Origin of the sequence: Streptomyces sp. NBC_00523 (assembly GCF_036346615.1) — a bacterium.
In the GTDB taxonomy this organism is placed as follows: domain Bacteria; phylum Actinomycetota; class Actinomycetes; order Streptomycetales; family Streptomycetaceae; genus Streptomyces.
Genome location: NZ_CP107836.1, coordinates 5012243 through 5030745 on the forward strand (window position 1 = coordinate 5012243; position 18503 = coordinate 5030745).

General features: G+C 70.6%; 21 protein-coding genes. 10 read left to right on the plus strand and 11 right to left on the minus strand.

Translation table 11 applies throughout. From position 1 onward, the window contains the following. Window positions 1–4: 4 nt before the first annotated feature. The 4 genes from OHS17_RS22950 to OHS17_RS22965 form a co-directional block, all read right to left on the minus strand. The gene (locus OHS17_RS22950; protein ID WP_330313666.1) at window positions 5–1684 is read right to left on the minus strand and encodes a relaxase/mobilization nuclease domain-containing protein; all 1680 of its coding nucleotides are present in this window, start codon (window positions 1682–1684) and stop codon (window positions 5–7) included. Then, window positions 1674–2243, minus strand: coding sequence for a hypothetical protein (locus OHS17_RS22955; protein ID WP_330315333.1), 570 nt, complete (start codon window positions 2241–2243; stop codon window positions 1674–1676). Before OHS17_RS22955 ends, OHS17_RS22950 begins: the two co-directional genes overlap by 11 nt. Before the next feature lie 315 nt (window positions 2244–2558). Beyond that, on the minus strand, window positions 2559–3998 hold the full coding sequence (locus tag OHS17_RS22960) for a DUF3631 domain-containing protein (RefSeq protein WP_330313667.1): 1440 nt from the start codon (window positions 3996–3998) through the stop codon (window positions 2559–2561). A gap of 143 nt (window positions 3999–4141) precedes the next feature. Further along, window positions 4142–4336 carry a helix-turn-helix transcriptional regulator gene (locus OHS17_RS22965; RefSeq protein ID WP_330313668.1) on the minus strand — a complete coding sequence of 65 codons (195 nt, stop codon included), beginning with the start codon at window positions 4334–4336 and terminating at the stop codon, window positions 4142–4144. 120 nt (window positions 4337–4456) lie between these two features. On the opposite strand from OHS17_RS22965, the gene OHS17_RS22970 reads away from it, so the two are divergent. Together OHS17_RS22970 and OHS17_RS22975 are read left to right on the plus strand one after the other, a co-directional pair. Then, entirely contained in the window at window positions 4457–4957 is a 501-nt protein-coding gene (locus tag OHS17_RS22970; RefSeq protein ID WP_161122235.1) for a helix-turn-helix transcriptional regulator, read from the plus strand. A 24-nt stretch (window positions 4958–4981) separates the two neighbouring features. After that, window positions 4982–6136 carry a tyrosine-type recombinase/integrase gene (locus OHS17_RS22975; RefSeq protein ID WP_330313669.1) on the plus strand — a complete coding sequence of 385 codons (1155 nt, stop codon included), beginning with the start codon at window positions 4982–4984 and terminating at the stop codon, window positions 6134–6136. Window positions 6137–6143: 7 nt separating this feature from the next. Here OHS17_RS22975 and sodN read toward each other — a convergent pair whose 3' ends face one another. After that, window positions 6144–6539 (minus strand): superoxide dismutase, Ni, encoded by a 396-nt coding sequence (sodN, locus tag OHS17_RS22980; RefSeq protein WP_018102729.1) that lies wholly within the window; start codon window positions 6537–6539, stop codon window positions 6144–6146. Between the two features lie 150 nt (window positions 6540–6689). Here sodN and sodX point away from each other — a divergent pair, with 150 nt between their 5' ends. Then, window positions 6690–7148 (plus strand): nickel-type superoxide dismutase maturation protease, encoded by a 459-nt coding sequence (gene sodX, locus OHS17_RS22985; RefSeq protein WP_330313670.1) that lies wholly within the window; start codon window positions 6690–6692, stop codon window positions 7146–7148. On the opposite strand, the gene OHS17_RS22990 is transcribed toward sodX, so the two are convergent. Then, the gene (locus tag OHS17_RS22990) at window positions 7052–7681 is read right to left on the minus strand and encodes a CGNR zinc finger domain-containing protein (protein WP_330313671.1); all 630 of its coding nucleotides are present in this window, start codon (window positions 7679–7681) and stop codon (window positions 7052–7054) included. The genes sodX and OHS17_RS22990 overlap by 97 nt on opposite strands. Window positions 7682–7891: 210 nt before the next feature. On the opposite strand from OHS17_RS22990, the gene OHS17_RS22995 reads away from it, so the two are divergent. Together OHS17_RS22995 and OHS17_RS23000 are read left to right on the plus strand one after the other, a co-directional pair. After that, entirely contained in the window at window positions 7892–8380 is a 489-nt protein-coding gene (locus OHS17_RS22995; RefSeq protein ID WP_330313672.1) for a SigE family RNA polymerase sigma factor, read from the plus strand. Next, complete coding sequence (locus tag OHS17_RS23000) at window positions 8377–9153, plus strand: hypothetical protein (protein WP_330313673.1); 777 nt, start codon at window positions 8377–8379, stop codon at window positions 9151–9153. The genes OHS17_RS22995 and OHS17_RS23000 overlap by 4 nt, the downstream gene beginning before the upstream one ends. A gap of 60 nt (window positions 9154–9213) precedes the next feature. Here OHS17_RS23000 and OHS17_RS23005 read toward each other — a convergent pair whose 3' ends face one another. The 3 genes from OHS17_RS23005 to OHS17_RS23015 are packed head-to-tail and all read right to left on the minus strand — an operon-like array spanning window position 9214 to window position 11928. Beyond that, window positions 9214–9975, minus strand: coding sequence for an amino acid ABC transporter ATP-binding protein (locus OHS17_RS23005; RefSeq protein ID WP_018102721.1), 762 nt, complete (start codon window positions 9973–9975; stop codon window positions 9214–9216). Continuing rightward, a complete protein-coding gene (locus tag OHS17_RS23010; protein ID WP_330313674.1) occupies window positions 9972–10931 on the minus strand; it encodes an amino acid ABC transporter permease in 960 nt (319 codons plus the stop codon). The genes OHS17_RS23005 and OHS17_RS23010 overlap by 4 nt, the downstream gene beginning before the upstream one ends. A 28-nt stretch (window positions 10932–10959) precedes the next feature. Beyond that, window positions 10960–11928 carry an ABC transporter substrate-binding protein gene (locus tag OHS17_RS23015; protein ID WP_330313675.1) on the minus strand — a complete coding sequence of 323 codons (969 nt, stop codon included), beginning with the start codon at window positions 11926–11928 and terminating at the stop codon, window positions 10960–10962. Window positions 11929–12453: 525 nt separating this feature from the next. Here OHS17_RS23015 and OHS17_RS23020 point away from each other — a divergent pair. From OHS17_RS23020 to OHS17_RS23035, 4 genes are all read left to right on the plus strand, one after another. Continuing rightward, window positions 12454–13665: an NAD(P)-dependent malic enzyme gene (locus OHS17_RS23020; RefSeq protein WP_018102718.1), complete on the plus strand. Its 1212-nt coding sequence runs from the start codon at window positions 12454–12456 to the stop codon at window positions 13663–13665. Window positions 13666–13855: 190 nt separating this feature from the next. Further along, window positions 13856–14827, plus strand: a complete 972-nt coding sequence (locus OHS17_RS23025; protein WP_330313676.1) for a zinc-binding dehydrogenase — start codon at window positions 13856–13858, stop codon at window positions 14825–14827. Window positions 14828–14858: 31 nt separating this feature from the next. Next, on the plus strand, window positions 14859–15068 hold the full coding sequence (locus tag OHS17_RS23030; protein ID WP_018102716.1) for a helix-turn-helix domain-containing protein: 210 nt from the start codon (window positions 14859–14861) through the stop codon (window positions 15066–15068). Further along, window positions 15068–15643: a Clp protease N-terminal domain-containing protein gene (locus OHS17_RS23035; protein WP_330313677.1), complete on the plus strand. Its 576-nt coding sequence runs from the start codon at window positions 15068–15070 to the stop codon at window positions 15641–15643. The genes OHS17_RS23030 and OHS17_RS23035 overlap by 1 nt, the downstream gene beginning before the upstream one ends. A gap of 52 nt (window positions 15644–15695) precedes the next feature. Here the strand turns inward: OHS17_RS23035 and OHS17_RS23040 are convergent, their stop codons facing one another. Further along, window positions 15696–16676 carry a PadR family transcriptional regulator gene (locus OHS17_RS23040; protein WP_330313678.1) on the minus strand — a complete coding sequence of 327 codons (981 nt, stop codon included), beginning with the start codon at window positions 16674–16676 and terminating at the stop codon, window positions 15696–15698. 1 nt (window position 16677) lies between these two features. Next, window positions 16678–17535, minus strand: a complete 858-nt coding sequence (locus OHS17_RS23045; protein WP_330313679.1) for a DUF4097 family beta strand repeat-containing protein — start codon at window positions 17533–17535, stop codon at window positions 16678–16680. 160 nt (window positions 17536–17695) lie between these two features. On the opposite strand from OHS17_RS23045, the gene OHS17_RS23050 reads away from it, so the two are divergent. Continuing rightward, the gene (locus OHS17_RS23050) at window positions 17696–18502 is read left to right on the plus strand and encodes a hypothetical protein (protein WP_330313680.1); all 807 of its coding nucleotides are present in this window, start codon (window positions 17696–17698) and stop codon (window positions 18500–18502) included. Window position 18503: the final 1 nt, after the last annotated feature.

Consider the following 18503-nt stretch of genomic DNA (forward strand, 5'->3'; position numbering starts at 1 on the left):
GGCATCATCGCCCACGCCGACGCGAGGGAGGAACTTTGGTGTCGGCAGGCACGACCGCCAGCGTGCTCGGCTCTATAGCCATTGTGCTGCTTGCCTTCGCGGCTGCGAGTCGTCGGTTTGACGCGTTGTCGAGCCGCCAGATCAGCACCTGGGCAGGGTGGTCGGCGGTGTCGAGTTCACGTCCTTCAGCGGCTGCGGTGAGAACAGAGGCCGGCGAGTAGCTGCCAGCCTCTGCACGGCGCAGGGCAGTGGTCAGAGCAGGCCACGCGGGGTCGGCCAGGATTCGTTCGGCTTGGGCGGGGAGAGTCGTCCGCAGGACGCCCTCGTAGCGCGCGACGGTTTCGGTGGGCGGGGTACGACGGATCAGTTCGGACAGGATGGGTGCAGCCTGTGCCTCGTAGGTGCTGCGGAGGCGGGCGTGGGCCTGCTGGGCGGCGGCTGCCTGCTGGTGGTGCTCGCGCTGCTCGTGCCAGTGGGAGGCGGCGAGGGCCAAGTGGACGGTGGCGGCGAGTACGGCGATGACGAAGTCGCCCGCGCTGTTGGTGCCATAGAGAAGTTCCTGTCCTGCCTTGCGCAGGGCGTACCCTGCCCGGTGGTCGGCGCGGATCATGGACCGGTTGGCGCGATTGAATGCGCTGGCCGCGGCCTGTATCTCAGCGCGCAGAGGATGGGGTACGTGCAGGGCTGATGTGTGGAGGAAGTCGCCGAATGCCGCAATTTCGCCCTGAGCCCGGTGCACGTCACCGTTCGGGTCCGTGATGGCAGCGTGTGCGATGCGCAGAGAGCGTTCGGCCTGGCGCCACGGATGGGCCGGTGGCGCGGTCAAGGGGGCGTCTGGCTGCGAGGTGAAGCGTTCGCGCAGGCGGTGGATCGACAGGTCAGGTGAGAGTTTGGAGCCGCCGAACTTAACCGGCTCACCGGCAGCAGTGTCACCGGAGGTTGAAAGGCTGTACCCAATGACGTCACCGGTTTCGGGACCGATGCGGGTGTGGACCGTGATGCCCAGATCGGTCAAGATCGAGAAGTAGTCCTCCTCGTTGCGTGACGCCGCAGCGGCGGTGTGGGCTTGTTCGCGCAGCCAGGCGCGAGTGGTCACGGCACGGCCCTGGCGCTCCGCCTTGGCGCGCTCGGCACCAGTCGGAGTCTTGGGCGCGGTGCCATCTCCCTTCATGAGTTGACGGAGCCCCATTTCCTTCTCGATCTTTCGACATTCGGCTTGTGCCCTCTGCCCGCCCCGGTGGGTTCGAGGTATGCGGCCGTCAGCGCGGACGGTGGTGGCCATGATGTGGATGTGGTCGTCGGCGTGCCGGACCGCGATCCATCGGCATGCCTTCTCGTCGCCTTCGGGGGCGATTCCTGTGGCGTGCACGACGCGGCGGGCGACCTCGGCCCACTCGGTGTCTGTGAGGTAGCGGTCGCCGGGGGCGGTGCGGACCGGGCAGTGCCAGACGTGCTGCGGTGGCTTCTTGCCGCCCAGCTCGCGGGTGCGGAGGTCGACGTGGTGGTCGAGTCGCCTGGCGAGCTGGGAGTAGGTGGCTGCCGGGTCGCGGCCGGGGTCGGGAGCGCCGGCCATGTCCCAGGCGGCGACGATGTGGGGGTTGGTGTGCTCGTCGCGGCGCCCAGGGCCGAAGAGATAGGCGATCAGTCCGCGGCTGTCGGAGCCGGTGGAGACGTCAGGAACCATGAACCGTGCCGTTTGTCAAGAGCTGGTCGATGAGGTGGAAGCTGGTCTGTGCTGCTTGCTCGACGCGGTCGAGGACCTCCTCGGCGCGCTCGGGCACGGTTCCTCGGTTGATGGCTGCGGTGATCTGGTTGAGGTTGCCGCCGATGCGGTTCAGCGCGACCGTGTGCGCCTCGACGGCCTCGATCAGCGGGCGCAGTGGATCGTCCTCCGGACTGCCGACCATCTCCGCTTTGCCCTGCGCAACAGCCAGGGCCGCGTCTCCGACGAATCCGGCGAACCTCTGACCGCGCTGGTGAGCGGCGGCGCTGATCACCTGGACTGCGGTGCGTGTAAAGCGGATGGTCTTCTCCTGGTCGCGCTTCTCCACGGTGCGCTTGCGGTTCATCTGCGCGGGCAGGGCAGGGGCGTCGAGATCCCGCCAGGAGAGCTGCTCGACGAGCGGTGGGGCATCGGCCGGACTACTGGGAGGAGCGGAGTCGGCTGAGGGCCGGCCGGAGTCCTCGGCCACCCCCTCCTTCGGCTCGGGCGCCCCCTGGCGCTCGGCCTTGTCCTCCGCCATCCCTGAGGCGGGGGCAAGCGCGGACGAAGCCTCGTTAGAGGCTCGTTCGCTCCAGCTTGCTGCTGGTCGTCGGGTGAGCCTGAACAACTTCCTGCGGCGGCGGGAGGTGGGGTCGTCGGCGTTCGATTCGGGCATGGTGGTGCTCCGTCAGTCGTGTGGGGTGGCCCGTCGTCGCATCCGTCGCATCCGTCGCGTGGCTGGTCAGCACAGGTACGGAGACGGAGGCAGGTACGGAGTGATCCGTAACGCCGAGGAGATCCGTCCCCGCGCTGACCTGCGCGGGGACGGATGCGACGGATTGATGCGGACCTGGTGTCAGCGAGTGGGCCTGGGGCCTGCGGGCCCTCCCGGCGGGCCGGTGGGCAGCGTCCCGGACGGAGGGGCGGGCGGCCTGCCCCGGGTCGGATGTGCCGGGACCTTGGCGGTGGGTGCCGACAGGGCGGGGTCGGGGCAGTAGCGGGCCCATGCGTCCACGAACTGGTTGCGGGCGTACGCCTTGGCCTGCCTGCCGTTCTCAAAACGGTAGTTGGCCGGGCTGATACCGAAGTCACGCAGCAGATTCGCCAGGTGGTACGCGTTCAGCCCCTTCGTGCCGTACTCCGCCCATGGGGCCTCGGCGTCCTGAATGAGCACCGCGAGACGGTCCTGGCTGCGCAGAGCCTCCTTGCCGGCCTCCTGGTCGAAGACACGGCGGATGTCACGCAGCAGCCGCGTCTTCAACGTCGTCTGCTCGTCCTGGACCACCTCGTTGCGCGTCATCGCCAGACAGGCCGCATGTGCCCGCGCGGGCCAGTACCCGCCGGCGAGATCGGCGACGATGACGAGCGGCTCCCATGTGTCGGCGGCGCGGTCCTCGACGGGCATCTGCGGCACCGAGCCCGCGACGGTGCCGCGCAGCGGGACCAGCCAGTTGGCAAGCCGGTCGCGAAGCGCGTGCAGTTCCGGCACGGAGTACCGCGAACGGAACGGGGTGATCCGCTCGCCCGGCTTCCGCTTCTGCATCCGGATGACGATCGCGCGGTCCATGATCGTGTCCGGCAGGTCACCGATGCCGGCCAGCGCCGCCATCGCGAAGGTGGGGAAGGCGGTCGGCTTGTGCTCCGGCCCGGAGATCCGCCAAGCGGGCCGGTTGCGCTGGTGCCCTGCGTTCAGCAGGCCGCGCAGGTCCTCCTTGTCGCCCGCCTTGGGGCCGAAGATGGTGTCGGCCTCGTCCACCAGCAGAGTCGGCGGGTTCTTGCCAATGACGCGGAAGACGACCGCCGGGGAGGTGTTCACCGTCATCATCGGCTGGTGGACGGTCTCGTAGAGAACGTCCAGGAGACGGGACTTGCCGCACCCCTTGGTCGGTCCGACGACCGCCAGCCGTGGCGCGTGCTGGAGGCCGGGCTGGATGTGGGAGGCCGCGACCCAGAGCGTGACGGCGGTCAGGGCCTCGTCGCTCGGCAGCACCACGTACCGCCCGATCGCCGTGCGGAGATCGTCCAGCAGCGCGCTGCCTTCGCCTGCCGGCCCGCCGCCATCTTGGGACTCTGGTCCGCCTGGAGCAGGAATGCCTGCGCTGTCCGACGCTGTTGTCGGGGCACTAGTTTCGGCAGGTCGCGAATCGCGTGAGCTCCGGCTCGGAGCATCGGCGGGCGGGCCTCCGATGGCGGGGCGCGCTTCTCGGTCGCGAGGCAGACCCTGGCCCGGGACCGCGATCGGTGGCCAGGCAACACCGGATGCCTTCGAGGTGGCGGGGGACGTAGGGTCCTTCATAGATGTTCCTCTCAGGTGGGGACGAGACGGGCAAGGTCTCGCCCCCGACCAGTTCGTTCAGGGATGGCCGAGGTGCAAGGGGATCTCCGGCCCTCGGCGTAGGCGCGCCGAGGGCCGTTCCTGTGTCCGGGCGGTCCGGCGGCTCATGAGGCCAGGCCCCACTCGTCTCCGCCGTCGATCAGCGCCCGCTCGTAGCGCAGCAGTTCGGCCTCGGGGTAGAGCACCCGCTTGCCGACCTTGATGCCGCGCGGTCCCTTCTGGAGATGGCGCCAGTAGCGGACGGTGCTCTCGGCGGTGCGGTAGCGCTCGGCTACCTCGGCGGTCGTCAGGTATCGCATGCGTTCCCATTCGGCTAGGTGGTGATTCGATCTGCATAATCAGTACCTCATGATCGGCGGTTAGCCAAACCGGGAAGCCCGTGTTTCAATTTGGATAGCGACGGTCGCGATGGAGGTTCGATGGCAAGCGAGAAGCCCGAGAGTGGCGAGGTGCCGCTGCTCTACAGCGAAGGCAACGTGGCGGGCCGCGTGGCCCTGGAGCGCGAGGTCAGAGGGTGGAGCACGACCGAGCTGGCCGAACGGGTGACCAGAGCCGGCGTGAAGATGAACCAGACGGCCGTCTGGCGCATCGAGAACGGCTCACCCCGTCGCCGGATCAACCTCGACGAGGCGCTCGCCTTCTCCCGCGTCTTCGAGCTCCCCCTCGAAGAACTGATGTCGCCGCCCCTCGAAGGGCTCGACGTCGACAGCCGACGGCTCGTCCAGGAAGCCGTCGAAGCGTTCTACGAAACCCGTGACGCCCGCGACCGTCTGCACCGTGCCGTGGTCGCCGTCGCCGGCCACATCAAGGCCCACCCGGACAGCTCGCGGGCGATTCACGAGCAGTGCCTCCGCCTCATGGGGGACGAGCGAGACGCGCGCGTCCTCAGCGGCGACATCGAGGACGGGGGCCACTACTGACAACCAGCACAGAGGAGAAGCCACTTGGCGAACGTACAGAAGCGCCCCAACGGCAAATGGCGCGCCCGCTACCGTGATCTCGACGGCAAGGAGCACGCTCGCCACTTCGACCGGAAGCTCGACGCCCAGCGCTGGCTCGACGAAGTCACGACCAGCGTGGTCACCGGTCAGTACGTCGACCCGCGCGCCGGTCGCATCACGTTCCAGAAGTACGCCGAGAGGTGGCAGGGCTCGCTCATCGCGAGCGAGGCGGGTGAGCGCATCACCGATAACGCGCTCCGGCTCCACCTTGTACCGGCGTTGGGCGCCCGCTCACTGGCGGCGATACGCCGTAATGACATACAGGTGCTCTTCAAGCACCTGTCCGACCAACTCGGCCCCGGCAGCGTCCGGAACGTCCACGACGTCCTCGTGCGCGTCATGACGGCGGCGGTGGACGACAAGGTCATCGCCTCCAGCCCGTGCCGCCGGATCACCCTTCCGGTCATGCCGGACGAGGAGGTCACCCCGCCCACCGTCGCTCAGGTTGAGGCGATGGCGCGCGTGATGCCGCCCTACATCCGCGCGGCCGTCGTCGTGCTCGCAGGGTCAGGCTTGCGCATAGGTGAGTTGCTGGGCCTGAAGGTGTCGGACGTCGACTTCAAGGCCGGGAGCATTCGCGTGGAGCGGCAGCGGCTCCAGTCGGGGAAGATCGGCCCGCCGAAGACCACGAAGTCCCGGCGCACGGTTCCGGTCGGGGAGGTCGTCACCGACGCGCTCCTCGGGCACCTCGCCGCGCGCCCCTCCACGGAGTGGCTGTTCACGATGGAGGAGGGGGAACCGCTCAACTACCGCCGCTGGAAAACCGAGTGGAATTGCGCACGTAGGGCGCTCCAGGCGGGGGAGAGCGAAGCAGCCAAGCGTGAGGGCCGCAAACCCGTCGAGCTGCCGCACATGGTGACCCACGACCTGCGGCACTTCTACGCCTCCGCGCTCATCGCGGGCGGGGCGAGCGTCAAACAGGTCCAGATGGTCCTCGGCCACGCGTCCGCCGTCATCACGCTGCGGATCTACGCGCATCTGTGGCCGGGGGAAGAAGACCGCACCCGGTCCGTGATGGACGCCGTTCTCGGCGGCCTGCGGACCGGGTGCGGACCGGTAGGCGACATGACCAGCGAAACCGCAGGTCAGACGGCCTAACCAGAGATCAAGCCTTCTTGGTCTCCCAGAAGATCTTGTCGATCTCCGCGATCAGGTCCAGCGCCTTCTGGCCGGTGGCCGGGTCGGTCGAGCCCTTGGCGGCCGAGAGGGCCTTCAGGGTGTCGTTGACCAGCTGGTGCAGCTCCGGGTACTTCTCGAAGTGCGGGGGCTTGAAGTAGTCGCTCCACAGCACCGAGACGTGGTGCTTCGCGAGCTCGGCGCGCTGCTCCTTGATGACCACGGCGCGGGCCCGGAAGTGCGGGTCCTCGTTGGCCTGGAACTTCTCCTGGACGGCCTTGACGGACTCCGCCTCGATGCGGGCCTGGGCCGGGTCGTACACGCCGCAGGGCAGGTCGCAGTGGGCGCTGACCTTCACCTTGGGGGCAAACAGGCGGGAAAGCATTGAGCTGTCCTTCCTCGTGATCGTCTTCTCAGGTGGGACATTACTCCGTGAGAAGCCTGTTTTTGCGAGTGCCCCCGGGGGCTTAGGTCAAAAGTCCGGGATGAGTGTGGGTCCCGTGGCCGAATGTACGAAACCCTGTGAGAAACGGAGATGAGGGAGGTGCCGGAGGTGCCGGAGCCGGCCGACGAGCAGCCCGTGCGCGGGCTGGCGGGGCGGGTGCCGTTCCAGGTGGTGGAGGTGACGGGGCCCTCGATGGTGCCCACGCTCCATCACGGGGACTGGCTGCTCGTGCAGTACGGGGCGCCGGTGCGCCCCGGTGACGTGGTGATTTTGCGCCACCCGTTCCAGCAGGACCTGCTGGTGGTGAAGCGGGCCGTGGAGCGGCGGGCCGGGGGCTGGTGGGTGCTGGGGGACAACAGCTACGCGGGCGGGGACAGTACGGACTACGGGGCGGTGCCCGAGGAGCTGGTGCTGGCCCGGGTCCGGGCGCGGTACCGGCCGCTGACGAAGGATCAGCGCTCGGTGCGCGGGGTGGTGACCTGGGCGGTCTCCGCGCTGCGCCCCGTCTCGGCGGCGCGCCCCGTCTCCAGGCGCTTGCGGGCCCGGTAGGCCGCCACGTTCGCCCGGGTCGCGCAGCGGTCCGAGCAGTAGCGGCGGGAGCGGTTGGTCGAGGTGTCCAGATAGGCGTTGCGGCACGGCGCGGCCTCGCACAGCCCGAGCCGGTCCACGCCGTACGAGGTGAGGTGGAAGGCCAGGCCCATGGAGGCGATCGCGGCGTACCCCGCGGTCGCGTTGGACGGGTGGTCCGCCAGATGCATGTGCCAGTCCGGCCGGCCGTCCTCGTCGCGCTCCTCGTGCCCGGAGATCTGCGGGCTGACCGGGAACTCCATCAGCAGCGAGTTCAGCCGGTCCACCGCCAGCCGCTCGTCCCCGGTGTCGGCCGCCTCGAACACCGCGCGCAGCCGGGCCCGTACCGAACGGAACCGGGTCACGTCCGCGTCGGTCGCCCGCCGGGCCGCCGAGCCGCTCGGGCCGAACAGCTCGCGGACCGCGTCGACCGAGGTGAGGGTGTCCGTGTTCCGGGCCGGCTGCTCGGTGTTGACCAGGCGCACGGCGTAGTCCGCGTAATAGGCCAGTTCCACGAGGTGTCCTTACGGCGTCGGTCCAGGGGCGGTGCGCAGCGGGCGTAATGGGTCGCTCAGCGTACAGGGTATTACGAGGGTGGGGCGGGGCGTCCGGGAGGTCGCGGCGCCCGAAAAATATCCTCGTACACGCCGCAACCCGCCGGGCCGGCCACCGCACTGGAAGGGTTAAGACGGTCCGCGTCCGCGGGCCGGGGGAGGGACAACCGGATGCGGAGCGATGACCACGCCGCGCTGCACGCCTTCGTGGAGGGCCGGCGCACCGCCCTGTTCCGCAGCGCGTTCCTGCTCTGCGGCGACCGGCACGAGGCCGAGGACCTGGTCCAGACGACCCTGGTCAAGGTGGTGCTGGGCGGGCGGCGGTACGGGCGGCTCGACAACATCGAGGCGTACGCGCGCAAGACCCTGGTCAACACCTTCATCGCGGGCCGCCGCCGCTTCTGGCGCCGCGAGCAGGCGTACGGGGAACTGCCCGAGCGGGCCGCCGAGGCACCCGACACGGACACCGGCCTGGCGGTACGGGCGGCGCTCGCCCGGCTCACGCCCAGGCAGCGGGCGGTCCTGGTGCTGCGCTACTGGGAGGACCTGAGCGTCGAGGCCACGGCCGCGATGCTCGGGATGCGGGAGAACACGGTCAAGAGCCACACGGCTCGGGGGTTGGCGGCGCTGCGCGCCGAGATGGCGGAGGTAGGGGTATGAGCGACGATGTGCGTGAGCTGCTGGGGCGGGCCGCCGAGGACGCCGGGCAGCCGGTCATCAGCACGGAGGCCGTGTACGCGAAGGCGGGCCGGGTCCGGTGGCGGCGTCGGACCGCGGTGTCGGTGGCGGGGGTGTGCGCGGTGGCGGCGGGGGCGTTCGTCGTGCCCCAGCTCTCCTCGGGGCCGGCCTCCCCGCGGACCTCGTCCGTGGGGTCGCTGGCCGAGGAGCCCGGCGGCACGCCCCGGGACGTCCTGCTGATCGAGCTGCTGCCGACCGACATCGAGAGGCTCGACGAGGTGTCGTTCGCCGAGATCATCAAGCACGCCTCACCGCCGCCGACCGAGCCCTCCAGGACCGGGCCGCTGGACGGGCAGTACTCGGTCCGCCGGGACGGCGGTGTCGGCTACCTGACCGTCGACGTCAGGGACGCGAAGGCCGTACGGGAGAAGCTGGGCGGCGGCGCCGAGGTCAAAGACCTGTGCAAGCCGGGGAACGGGGAGCCGGCCCGTACCGACTGCGTCCGCGAGGAGCTGTCGGGCGGGCGGGTGCTCACCATCTGGAGCGACGACATGAGCTACGGCGACGGCACCCCGCAGTGGGGCCCGGAGCTGGTCGCTCGGCTCACCCTCGCGGACGGAAGCGTGCTCGCCGTACGCGACAGCACCGGCTTCGAGTCCGACGACGCGCCGGGACCGCTCCTCAAGACCCCGCCGCTCACCCGCGCCCAGCTGCGCGAGCTGATGCTGCGTCCGGAGCTGCTGCCGAGGAAGTGACCGGGGAAGGCGAAAGGGCGGTACGGGCCACGTGGTCCGTACCGCCCTTCGCCGTACCGCCTAGAGCACCTTCGACAGGAACGACTTCGTCCGGTCGTGGTGCGGGTTGGACAGGACGTCGCGCGGGTGGCCCGACTCGACCACCACGCCGTCGTCCATGAAGACCAGCGCGTCGCCGACCTCGCGGGCGAAGCCCATCTCGTGCGTGACGACGATCATCGTCATGCCGTCCTCGGCGAGGCCCCGCATCACGTCGAGCACATCACCGACGAGCTCCGGGTCGAGCGCCGAGGTGGGCTCGTCGAAGAGCATCAGCTTCGGCTCCATGGCCAGCGCCCGGGCGATGGCCACCCGCTGCTGCTGCCCGCCGGAGAGCTGCGAGGGGTAGTTCCCGGCCTTGTCGCGGAGGCCGACCCGGTCGAGCAGCCGCTCGGCACGGGCCCGGGCGACCGCCTTGGACTCGCGGCGCACCTGGACGGGCGCCTCCATGACGTTCTCCAGCGCGGTCATGTGCGGGAACAGGTTGAAGCGCTGGAAGACCATGCCGATGTCCCGGCGCTTCAGGGCGACTTCGCTGTCCTTGAGCTCGTAGAGCTTGTCGCCCTTCTGGCGGTAGCCCACCAGATCGCCGTCGACGTACAGCCGTCCGGCGCTGATCTGCTCCAGGTGGTTGATGCACCGCAGGAACGTCGACTTGCCGGAACCGGACGGGCCGATCAGACAGAAGACCTCCCGCGGGGCGACCTCCAGGTCGATGCCCTTGAGGATGTGCGCGGCGCCGAAGGACTTGTGGACGCCCTCGGCCTTCACCATCGCGGTCATGCGATGCCTCCCTTCGGGCGGCCCACCGAGAGCACGGTGGCCCTCAGTTTCTGGAACGGGGTCGGCGGCAGGCTGCGGCTCGATCCACGCGCGTAGTACCGCTCCAGGTAGTACTGCCCGACGCTCAGCACCGAGGTCATGATCAAGTACCAGGCCGCGGCGAGGAAGTACATCTCCACCGGGGCCCCGGACGCCTGACCGATGTCCTGGGCGTTCTTGAAGAGTTCGTAGAACTGCACGGCCGCCACCAGCGAGGTCGTCTTCAGCATGTTGATGACCTCGTTGCCCGTGGGCGGCACGATCACCCGCATGGCCTGCGGGATCACGACGCGCCGGAGGGTCTTGGCGTGGCTCATGCCCAGCGCGTGCGACGCCTCGGTCTGGCCCTCGTCCACCGAGAGCAGACCGGCCCGGCAGATCTCCGCCATGTACGCGGCCTCGTTGAGGCCGAGTCCGAGCAGCGCCGTGAGCAGCGGCGTCATGAAGCTGGACCAGTAGTCCTTGTAGATCGGCCCGAGGTTGATGTACTCGAAGACCAGTCCCAGGTTGAACCACACGAACAGCTGCACCAGGACGGGTGTGCCCCGGAAGAACCAGATGTAGAACCACGCGATGGACGAGGTCACCGGGTTCTTCGACAGGCGCATGACGGCGAGCAGGATGCCGCCGACCACGCCGATCAGCATCGACAGGGCGGTCAGCAGCAGCGTCTGGCCGACCCCGTCGATGATGCGGTCGTCGAAGAAGTAGTCCGGGATCGCGCCCCAGTTGATCTTGCCCTGGCTGAAGGCGTAGACGAGGGACGCGAGCAGGGCGATGGCGACCAGCGCCGCGACGTACCGGCCGTAGTGCCGGACCGGGATGGCCCGGATGGCCTCCGGCGCGGGTGCCGCCGCCGTGGCGGAGGATGCGGGCGGCTCGTCGGCCGGACCCGTCTTCTTCTTGATGTCAGTCACGGCTGATGCCTTTCAGCGCCGGATCCGGTCAGGACCCGCCGTTCACCTTGGCCTCGGTGACCGCACCGGCCTCGACGCCCCACTTGGCGATGATCTTGTCGTACTCGCCGCTCTTGATGATCTCGTCCATGGCCGCCTTGATGGCCTGGGTGAGCTTGTCGTTGCCCTTGGCGACGGCGATGCCGTACGGGGCCGCCTCGACCTGGTCGCCGACGATCTGGAAGTCCTTGCCGCCGCCCGAGGTCTTCACCGCGTACGCGGCGACCGGGAAGTCGGAGGAGCCGGCGTCGGCGCCGCCCGAGCGGATACGGGTCTGGGCCTCCAGGTCCGTGTCGTACGTCTCGATGGCGATCTTCTTGCCGCCGGCGCACTTCTTGGACTCGTCCTTGGCCAGGTCGTGCGAGACGGTGTTGCGCTGGACGGCGATCTTCTTGCCGCAGAGGTCGGCCCAGGTCTTGATGCCCTGGTCGTCGCCCTTCTTGGTGTAGATCGAGACACCGGCGGTGAAGTAGTCCACGAAGTCGACGCCCTCGCCGACCTTCTTCTTCGTCTCCGGGTCGATGCCCTCCTGGCGTTCCTTGCTGTCCGTCATCGCCGACATCGCGACGTCGTAGCGCTTGGCGCGCAGGCCGGTGACCAGGGTGTCGAAGGTGCCGTTCTCGAACTTGAACTCGACGCCCAGCACCTTGCCGAGCGCGTCGCCGAGGTCGGGGTCGATACCGACGGTCGCGCCGGACTTGTCCTTGAACTCGACCGGCGGGTAGGCGATGTCGGAGCCGACCCGGATGACGCCCTTGGACTTGATGTCCGCGGGCAGCAGGTCGGCGGGGGAGGTCTTACCGGCGGTGGCGCCGGTGCTCGCCTTGGTCGATCCGGAGTCGTTGTTCTTCGTCTGGTCGCCACAGGCGGTCAGCAGCATGGTGCCGGCGACCGCGATGGCGCCGACCGCGGCGATGCGGGTGGTCGCGGCCGTACGACGAGTGGAGCGTGCGGTCATGTTCGGGTTCCTCCGGCAGGTGGGGACGGTTCGCCAGGCGGTAATGGCACACGGCGTCGGGTGTCGCCGCCTTGTGTGATTACGGCATGTTGCCATGCGGATTAGCCCGAACAGGGGGCCCGGCATGTCAAAATCGGGTAACGGGCGATCCCCGAACCTCTTGAGGCCGGTACACCAAGGCCGGACCTTTTATGGGGTTTGCTTCTCACCGCCGGAGGATCTGCGGCGCGTCTCGCGTGCCGGACTCAGCTACGGCACGAGGCTGACCTGTTGAAATGGCAGCCCACTATGAGTCATGTCACGGAGCGCATATGGACTCGTCCGTGACCAGGTCCGTCCGGTAAGAAAGACCTTTACACCCCTCATCCGGGGCTCAGGGCGCGTGTGCGGCGCGCCCGCGCGTACGTACCTCCCCCTGCCGGGGCGGGCCAACCGCCAGGCGCAGGGCACGTACGCGGGTCCGCCCACCCCTCCTCAACCAGGAGTGGCCACCCTCAAACGATGAAGACTTAAGGGGTCAACACCATGGCAGCGGAGATCGTCAATCCTCGCAGCGACAGCAGTACCGACAGCACCACCGACGAGCCGTTCGATCCGGCCTTCGCGCTCCACCGGGGCGGCAAGATGGCCGTGCAGGCCACCGTTCCGATCCGGGACCGGGACGACCTGTCCCTCGCGTACACGCCGGGCGTGGCGAAGGTGTGCAGCGCGATCGCCGAGCAGCCGGAGCTCGTCCACGACTACACCTGGAAGTCGCAGGTCGTCGCCGTCGTCACGGACGGCACGGCGGTGCTCGGCCTCGGCGACATCGGCCCCGAGGCGTCCCTCCCCGTGATGGAGGGCAAGGCCATCCTCTTCAAGCAGTTCGGCGGGGTGGACGCGGTGCCGATCGCGCTCGCGACCACCGACGCGGACGAGATCGTGGAGACCGTCGTCCGGCTCGCCCCCTCCTTCGGCGGGGTGAACCTGGAGGACATCTCGGCGCCGCGCTGCTTCGAGATCGAGCGGAAGCTCCAGGAGCGGCTGGACATTCCGGTCTTCCACGACGACCAGCACGGCACGGCCGTCGTCACGCTGGCCGCCCTGCGCAACGCCGCGAAGCTCTCCGGGCGGAGCCTGGGCGACCTGCGCGCGGTGATCTCCGGCGCCGGTGCGGCCGGGGTCGCCATCGCCAAGTTCCTGCTGGAGGCGGGGCTCGGCGACGTGGCGGTCGCGGACCGCAAGGGCATCGTGAGCCGGGACCGCGAGGACCTGACCGACGTCAAGCGCGAGCTGGCGGAGCTCACCAACCGGGCAGGCATCTCGGGCCCCCTGGAGGTGGCGCTGGCGGGCGCCGACGTCTTCATCGGCGTTTCCGGCGGTACGGTGCCGGAGGCGGCGGTCGCCTCGATGGCGCCGGGAGCCTTCGTCTTCGCGATGGCCAACCCGAACCCGGAGGTCCACCCGGACATCGCCCACAAGTACGCGGCCGTCGTCGCGACGGGGCGGTCGGACTACCCGAACCAGATCAACAACGTGCTGGCCTTCCCCGGGATCTTCGCGGGGGCGCTGCAGGTGCGGGCGTCCCGGATCACGGAGGGCATGAAGATCGCCGCGGCCAACGCGTTGGCCGACGTGGTCGGCGATGAGCTGGCGGCGGACTACGTGATCCCGTCGCCGTTCGACGAGCGGGTCGCCCCGGCGGTCACGGCCGCGGTGGCGGCGGCGGCCCGCGCGGAGGGCGTGGCCCGACGCTGACGTTCCCGGGGGCGCTGCCCCCGTACCCCCGCTCCTCAATCGCTGGAGGGGCTTGATTCTGGCCGCGCGGCCACTTTCAGCCTCGCCGGCGTTTGAGGCGCGGGGCCCGGGGCGGAGCCCCGGAATCAGCGGCGCGGGTCACAGTCGCAGGCGGTTACGTGTCGGTACGGTGACGCCTATCGTCGGCGGCATGTTCGCCGCCTACGCAGCCGCCCTGGACCCCGCCCACCCCCTCAACGGTCTGGGGCTGGGCGACCGCCCAGCCCCGCAGGACCGGCCGGGATGGACCACCGTCGACGTCCGGGCCGCCTCCCTCAACCACCACGACCTCTGGTCCCTGCGCGGCGTCGGCCTCGCGGAGGACAAGCTGCCGATGATCCTCGGCTGCGACGCCGCCGGGATCGACCAGGACGGCAACGAGGTCGTCCTGCACTCCGTCATCGGCCAGACCGGGCACGGGGTCGGGCCCGACGAGCCCCGGTCCATCCTCACCGAGCGCTATCAGGGCACGTTCGCGGAGCGGGTCACCGTTCCCACGTACAACGTGCTGCCCAAGCCCAGGGAGCTGAGCTTCGAGCAGGCCGCCTGCCTGCCGACCGCCTGGCTCACCGCGTACCGGATGCTGTTCACCAACGCCGGGGTGCGCCCCGGCGACTCCGTGCTCGTGCAGGGCGCCGGCGGCGGGGTCGCGACCGCCGCGATCGTGCTCGGCCGGGCCGCCGGGCTGCGGGTCTACGCCACCAGCCGCGACGAGGCCAAGCGCAGGCGGGCCGTCGAGCTGGGCGCCGTCGAGGCGTTCGAGGCGGGCGCCCGGCTGCCGCACCGGGTGGACGCCGTCATCGAGACGGTCGGCGCCGCCACCTGGTCCCACTCCGTCAAGTCGCTGCGCCCCGGCGGCACCCTGGTCATCTCCGGCGCCACCAGCGGAGACCGCCCCTCGCACGCCGAGCTGACCCGGATCTTCTTCCTGGAGCTGAAGGTCGTCGGCTCGACCATGGGCTCCAAGGACGAGCTGGAGGACCTGCTCGCCTTCTGCGCCACGACCGGCGTGCGCCCCGTGATCGACGAGGTGCTGCCCCTGGACCGTGCCCGGGAGGGCTTCGAACGCCTCGCGGCGGGCGACCAGTTCGGGAAGATCGTGCTCACTGTCAACAACGGTTGACAAGACCCGCGTGTCAACGTAAGTTGACATCATGACCGAAGCAACGGATCTCGCCGAGCGGGCGGGCGACCGCGACCCCCGAGTGGGGCTGCGGTCGGTCGCCGCGCTGCGGCGGCTGCTGGAGCAGCTGGAAGCCGTACAAGTCAGAAGCGCCCGCGCCAAGGGCTGGTCGTGGCAGGAGATCGCCGCCGAACTGGGCGTCAGCAGGCAGGCCGTGCACAAGAAGTACGGGAGGCATTGATGTTCGAGCGATTCACCAAGGACGCACGCGCCACGGTGACCGGCGCCGTGGAACACGCCGGGCGCACCGGGGCCGCCACGGTCACCGGGGAGCATCTGCTGCTCGCCCTGCTGGACCAGGAGGGCGGAAGGGCCGCGTTCGCGCTCACCGCGCTGGGCCTCGTGGACCGCAGGGAGTCCGTCGAGGCGGCGCTCGCCGAGGCCGGCCGGCGCGGCGGCATGAGCAAGGCCGACGCCGACGCGCTCGCGGACATCGGCATCGACCTCACCGCCGTCGTCTCGCGCATCGAGGAGGCGCACGGCGAGGGGGCCCTGCGGGGCGACGGCGGGCGGCGGCGCCGGGCGGGCCGCCCGTCCTTCTCCCGGGAGGCGAAGAAGGTCCTGGAGAAGTCGCTGCGCGTCGCGCTCGGGCGCGGCGACCGGTCCATCGGCGGCGAACACCTCCTGCTGGCCCTCACCGCGACCCCCGGCCCCGTCGCCGACGTGCTCGCGGAGCACGGGGCGACGTACGCCTCGGTCGAGCGCGCGCAGTACGGGAACGGCGGCGCGGACGGCCAGGACCGCAAGGCGAGCTGACCCTGCGGGGGTGGGGGCAGGCGTACGGGGGCCGGGCGACCGGCCCCCGTACCTACTTGTCCCCGTCCCCCCGCAGCACCGCACCCACGTGCGCCGCCGCCGTCGCCAAGTGGCGGCGGACCTCCGCGAGCTGGGCCTCCGTCACCCCGTGGTCCCTGGCTGCGTCGCGGATCTCGTCGCGGAAGCGGTCGAGCAGCCGGTCCAGATCGCGCGCCGGGTCACCCGTGCCGCCCGCGTCCCGGCCCCACTCGGGGTCGGTGCCGGCGGCGTCCGGCTTCACGTACGGCCCCCAGCTCCCCGTACCGGCGAAGCCGCCCAGCCGGCCGGTGATCTCGGCCAGTCCCTCGCGGACCCCGGCCGGCCAGTCGCCCCGGGCGAAGTGCTCCTGGACCTGGCGGGCGGCGTTCTGCATCTGCTCGCGCGCCCGGTCCTGGGCCTCCTTCGCCTGGCGGCGGGCCTGCTGGGCGTCCTGGCGGGCGCGCCGGGACTCGTCCTTCGCGCGGCGGGCCTGCTCCTTCCACTCCTGCTTGGCCTTGCGCAGCTCGTCCTTGGCGGTACGCCACGTCTCGTGGTCACCGAAGTCACCGAGCCCGCCGAACGGGTCCTTGCCGCCTGAAGCGGCGCCCGGAGCGGCCCCCGGCGTGTGGCGCGACTCGTCGGCCGCCGCCCGCATCTCGCTGCGCAGCTTGCCCGCGGCCCCGCGCACGTCGTCGCGCATCTCGGCGGCCAGCTCGGAGACCGACTCCCGGATCTCCAGCTCCAGATCGGCCAGCTCCCCGGTGCGGTCGGCGAGTTCGGCGCGGCCGGCGTCGGTGATCGAGTAGACCTTGCGGCCGCCCTCCGTGGCGTGCGTGACCAGGCCCTCCGCCTCCAGCTTGGCCAGCCGGGGGTAGACCGTGCCGGCCGAGGGGGCGTAGAGGCCCTGGAAGCGCTCCTCCAGCAGGCGGATCACCTCGTAGCCGTGCCGGGGCGCCTCGTCCAGCAGCTTGAGGAGGTACAGCCGCAGGCGGCCGTGGGCGAATACGGGGGGCATGTCAGAGCACCTTTCCGGTCGGCTCGGCGTCGTACGGTTCCTCCTCGGCCGGCGGGCGGCGCAGGAGCGCGATCGACCCCGATACGGTCGTCGCCCGCAGGGTGCCGGTGCCGGGGCCCAGCGTGCCGGTGATCTTCTTCGCACCCCACTGGCCGCTGACCCGCAGGTCCTCGAAGCCGTTGGAGACGGAACCGCTGGCCGTGTTCGCCTCCACCCGCGCGTCGGCGGGGTGCGGCAGGCGGATGGCGATCTCGCCGGAGACCGTGGTCAGCCGGATGTCCGTGGGCTTCCCGGTCGGGTCCAGGTCGAGCACCATGCCGCCGCTGACGGACTCCGCCTTCACGGAGGCGCCCGCGCCCTCGACGAGCGTCAGCTCGCCGGAGACCGACTTGAAGCGCAGGTCCCCGGTGACGGACTGGGCCTCGATGCTGCCCGACACCGTCTCCGCGCCGACCGGCCCGGAGAGCTTGACGAGCGTGGTGTCGCCGGTGACGCCGCGCACCTCCGTACGGCCGCGGACGCCGGAGACGAAGGCCCCGGCGCCGACCACGCCGACCTCCACCGAGGAGCCGGCCGGGACGGCGAGCGAGACGACCGCGGTGCGGCGCCACTCCTTGCGGTCGAACCACTTCAGCAGGTTCTGCCAGGCCAGGTCCTCGTACGCCACGGTCAGGACGCCGTCCTCCTGCGTCACGACCAGCGGCGGGCCCTCGATGGCGGAGACCTCCAGGCGCGCGGTCGGCTCGTCGGTGCCGACCACGTTGACCGTGCCGTTCACGACGCGCACCTTCAGCGCGGTCACGGGTTCCTCGAAGGCCAGTTTCCGAGGCTCGGCGACGGCCCACGTCGAGACAGGCATGGATCTGACCTCCCGATAGCACTGGCGACGCAACATATCGCGTCTCTTGAAGAACACGATATATCGCGGCTTCGGGAAGTCAAGAAAAGGGGTGCGGGCGCGGATGCGGAGGGTGCGCAAAACCCCACAAGCCGGGACAAGGTGGCCTACGGTGTAAGGCATGGACGCGACCTCACCCGTGGGTGCCCTGCTGCTGTGCCGGACCGTGCCGGACGCCGTGCGCCCGGTCGCGCAACTGCTCCGCGAACCGTTGCTGCTCGCACCGGCCGGACCGGGCTGGAGCGTTCTCGTGCCGGAGGGGGAGCCCTGGCAGGGCGGCCGCCGGGCCAGGGCGGGCGATGGCGAGCGGGCCGAGCCCGTCGACCGGGTGCTGGGCGGCTGGGCCACCGCGCTCGCCGTCGGCTCCACCTGGCCGGTGCTCGCGCTGTGGTGGGACGGCGACCGGGCCGGCTACACGCTCGCCTCCGGCTTCCGCCGCCCCGTGGGCTACGTCTGGCTGGCGGACGGCACCCCGGCCGGTGAGGACGAGGCCATGCGTACGTTCGCCGAGCGGCTGGGGCTCGACCCCGTACTGGACGTGCAGTCGCTCGAAGCGCTCACCCGGCCCGACCCGGACGCCGACGCCCGGGCCCGGCTGCGCGGGCTGCTCGCCGTGCTCACCCGCACCGGCCTCGCGCTCCCGGCCGGGCTGGACGCGCACGCCGAGCGCATCGAATGGCCCGGCTGGCGCGACGCGGTCAAGGTCGACCTGGGTGCGGTGGAGAGCAGCCGCTTCGGCCCGTGGGTGCGGGGCCCGCGTGCGCGGGCGCTCGCGGGGGCCCAGCTCGCGGCGGGACTGCCGCTCGCCCTGTGGGGAGCGGCCCGGCGCAGCGGCGGCTGGGCGTTCGCCGGGGTGCTGCTGATGGCGCACGGGGCGCTGGGACTCGCGTACGACCGCGTCCGCGAGGGCCGCCCCGGCGGGGAGTGAC

Excerpts from the sequence above, each read along its gene's own strand:
- OHS17_RS22950 (WP_330313666.1), bottom strand. The coding sequence starts at position 1,684 with ATGGTTCCTGACGTCTCCACCGGCTCCGACAGCCGCGGACTGATCGCC.
- OHS17_RS22955 (WP_330315333.1), bottom strand. The coding sequence starts at position 2,243 with ATGGCGGAGGACAAGGCCGAGCGCCAGGGGGCGCCCGAGCCGAAGGAG.
- OHS17_RS22960 (WP_330313667.1), bottom strand. The coding sequence starts at position 3,998 with ATGAAGGACCCTACGTCCCCCGCCACCTCGAAGGCATCCGGTGTTGCC.
- OHS17_RS22965 (WP_330313668.1), bottom strand. The coding sequence starts at position 4,336 with ATGCGATACCTGACGACCGCCGAGGTAGCCGAGCGCTACCGCACCGCC.
- OHS17_RS22970 (WP_161122235.1), top strand. The coding sequence starts at position 4,457 with ATGGCAAGCGAGAAGCCCGAGAGTGGCGAGGTGCCGCTGCTCTACAGC.
- sodN (WP_018102729.1), bottom strand. The coding sequence starts at position 6,539 with ATGCTTTCCCGCCTGTTTGCCCCCAAGGTGAAGGTCAGCGCCCACTGC.
- sodX (WP_330313670.1), top strand. The coding sequence starts at position 6,690 with ATGAGGGAGGTGCCGGAGGTGCCGGAGCCGGCCGACGAGCAGCCCGTG.
- OHS17_RS22995 (WP_330313672.1), top strand. The coding sequence starts at position 7,892 with ATGCGGAGCGATGACCACGCCGCGCTGCACGCCTTCGTGGAGGGCCGG.
- OHS17_RS23000 (WP_330313673.1), top strand. The coding sequence starts at position 8,377 with ATGAGCGACGATGTGCGTGAGCTGCTGGGGCGGGCCGCCGAGGACGCC.
- OHS17_RS23005 (WP_018102721.1), bottom strand. The coding sequence starts at position 9,975 with ATGACCGCGATGGTGAAGGCCGAGGGCGTCCACAAGTCCTTCGGCGCC.
- OHS17_RS23015 (WP_330313675.1), bottom strand. The coding sequence starts at position 11,928 with ATGACCGCACGCTCCACTCGTCGTACGGCCGCGACCACCCGCATCGCC.
- OHS17_RS23020 (WP_018102718.1), top strand. The coding sequence starts at position 12,454 with ATGGCAGCGGAGATCGTCAATCCTCGCAGCGACAGCAGTACCGACAGC.
- OHS17_RS23025 (WP_330313676.1), top strand. The coding sequence starts at position 13,856 with ATGTTCGCCGCCTACGCAGCCGCCCTGGACCCCGCCCACCCCCTCAAC.
- OHS17_RS23030 (WP_018102716.1), top strand. The coding sequence starts at position 14,859 with ATGACCGAAGCAACGGATCTCGCCGAGCGGGCGGGCGACCGCGACCCC.
- OHS17_RS23035 (WP_330313677.1), top strand. The coding sequence starts at position 15,068 with ATGTTCGAGCGATTCACCAAGGACGCACGCGCCACGGTGACCGGCGCC.
- OHS17_RS23040 (WP_330313678.1), bottom strand. The coding sequence starts at position 16,676 with ATGCCCCCCGTATTCGCCCACGGCCGCCTGCGGCTGTACCTCCTCAAG.
- OHS17_RS23045 (WP_330313679.1), bottom strand. The coding sequence starts at position 17,535 with ATGCCTGTCTCGACGTGGGCCGTCGCCGAGCCTCGGAAACTGGCCTTC.
- OHS17_RS23050 (WP_330313680.1), top strand. The coding sequence starts at position 17,696 with ATGGACGCGACCTCACCCGTGGGTGCCCTGCTGCTGTGCCGGACCGTG.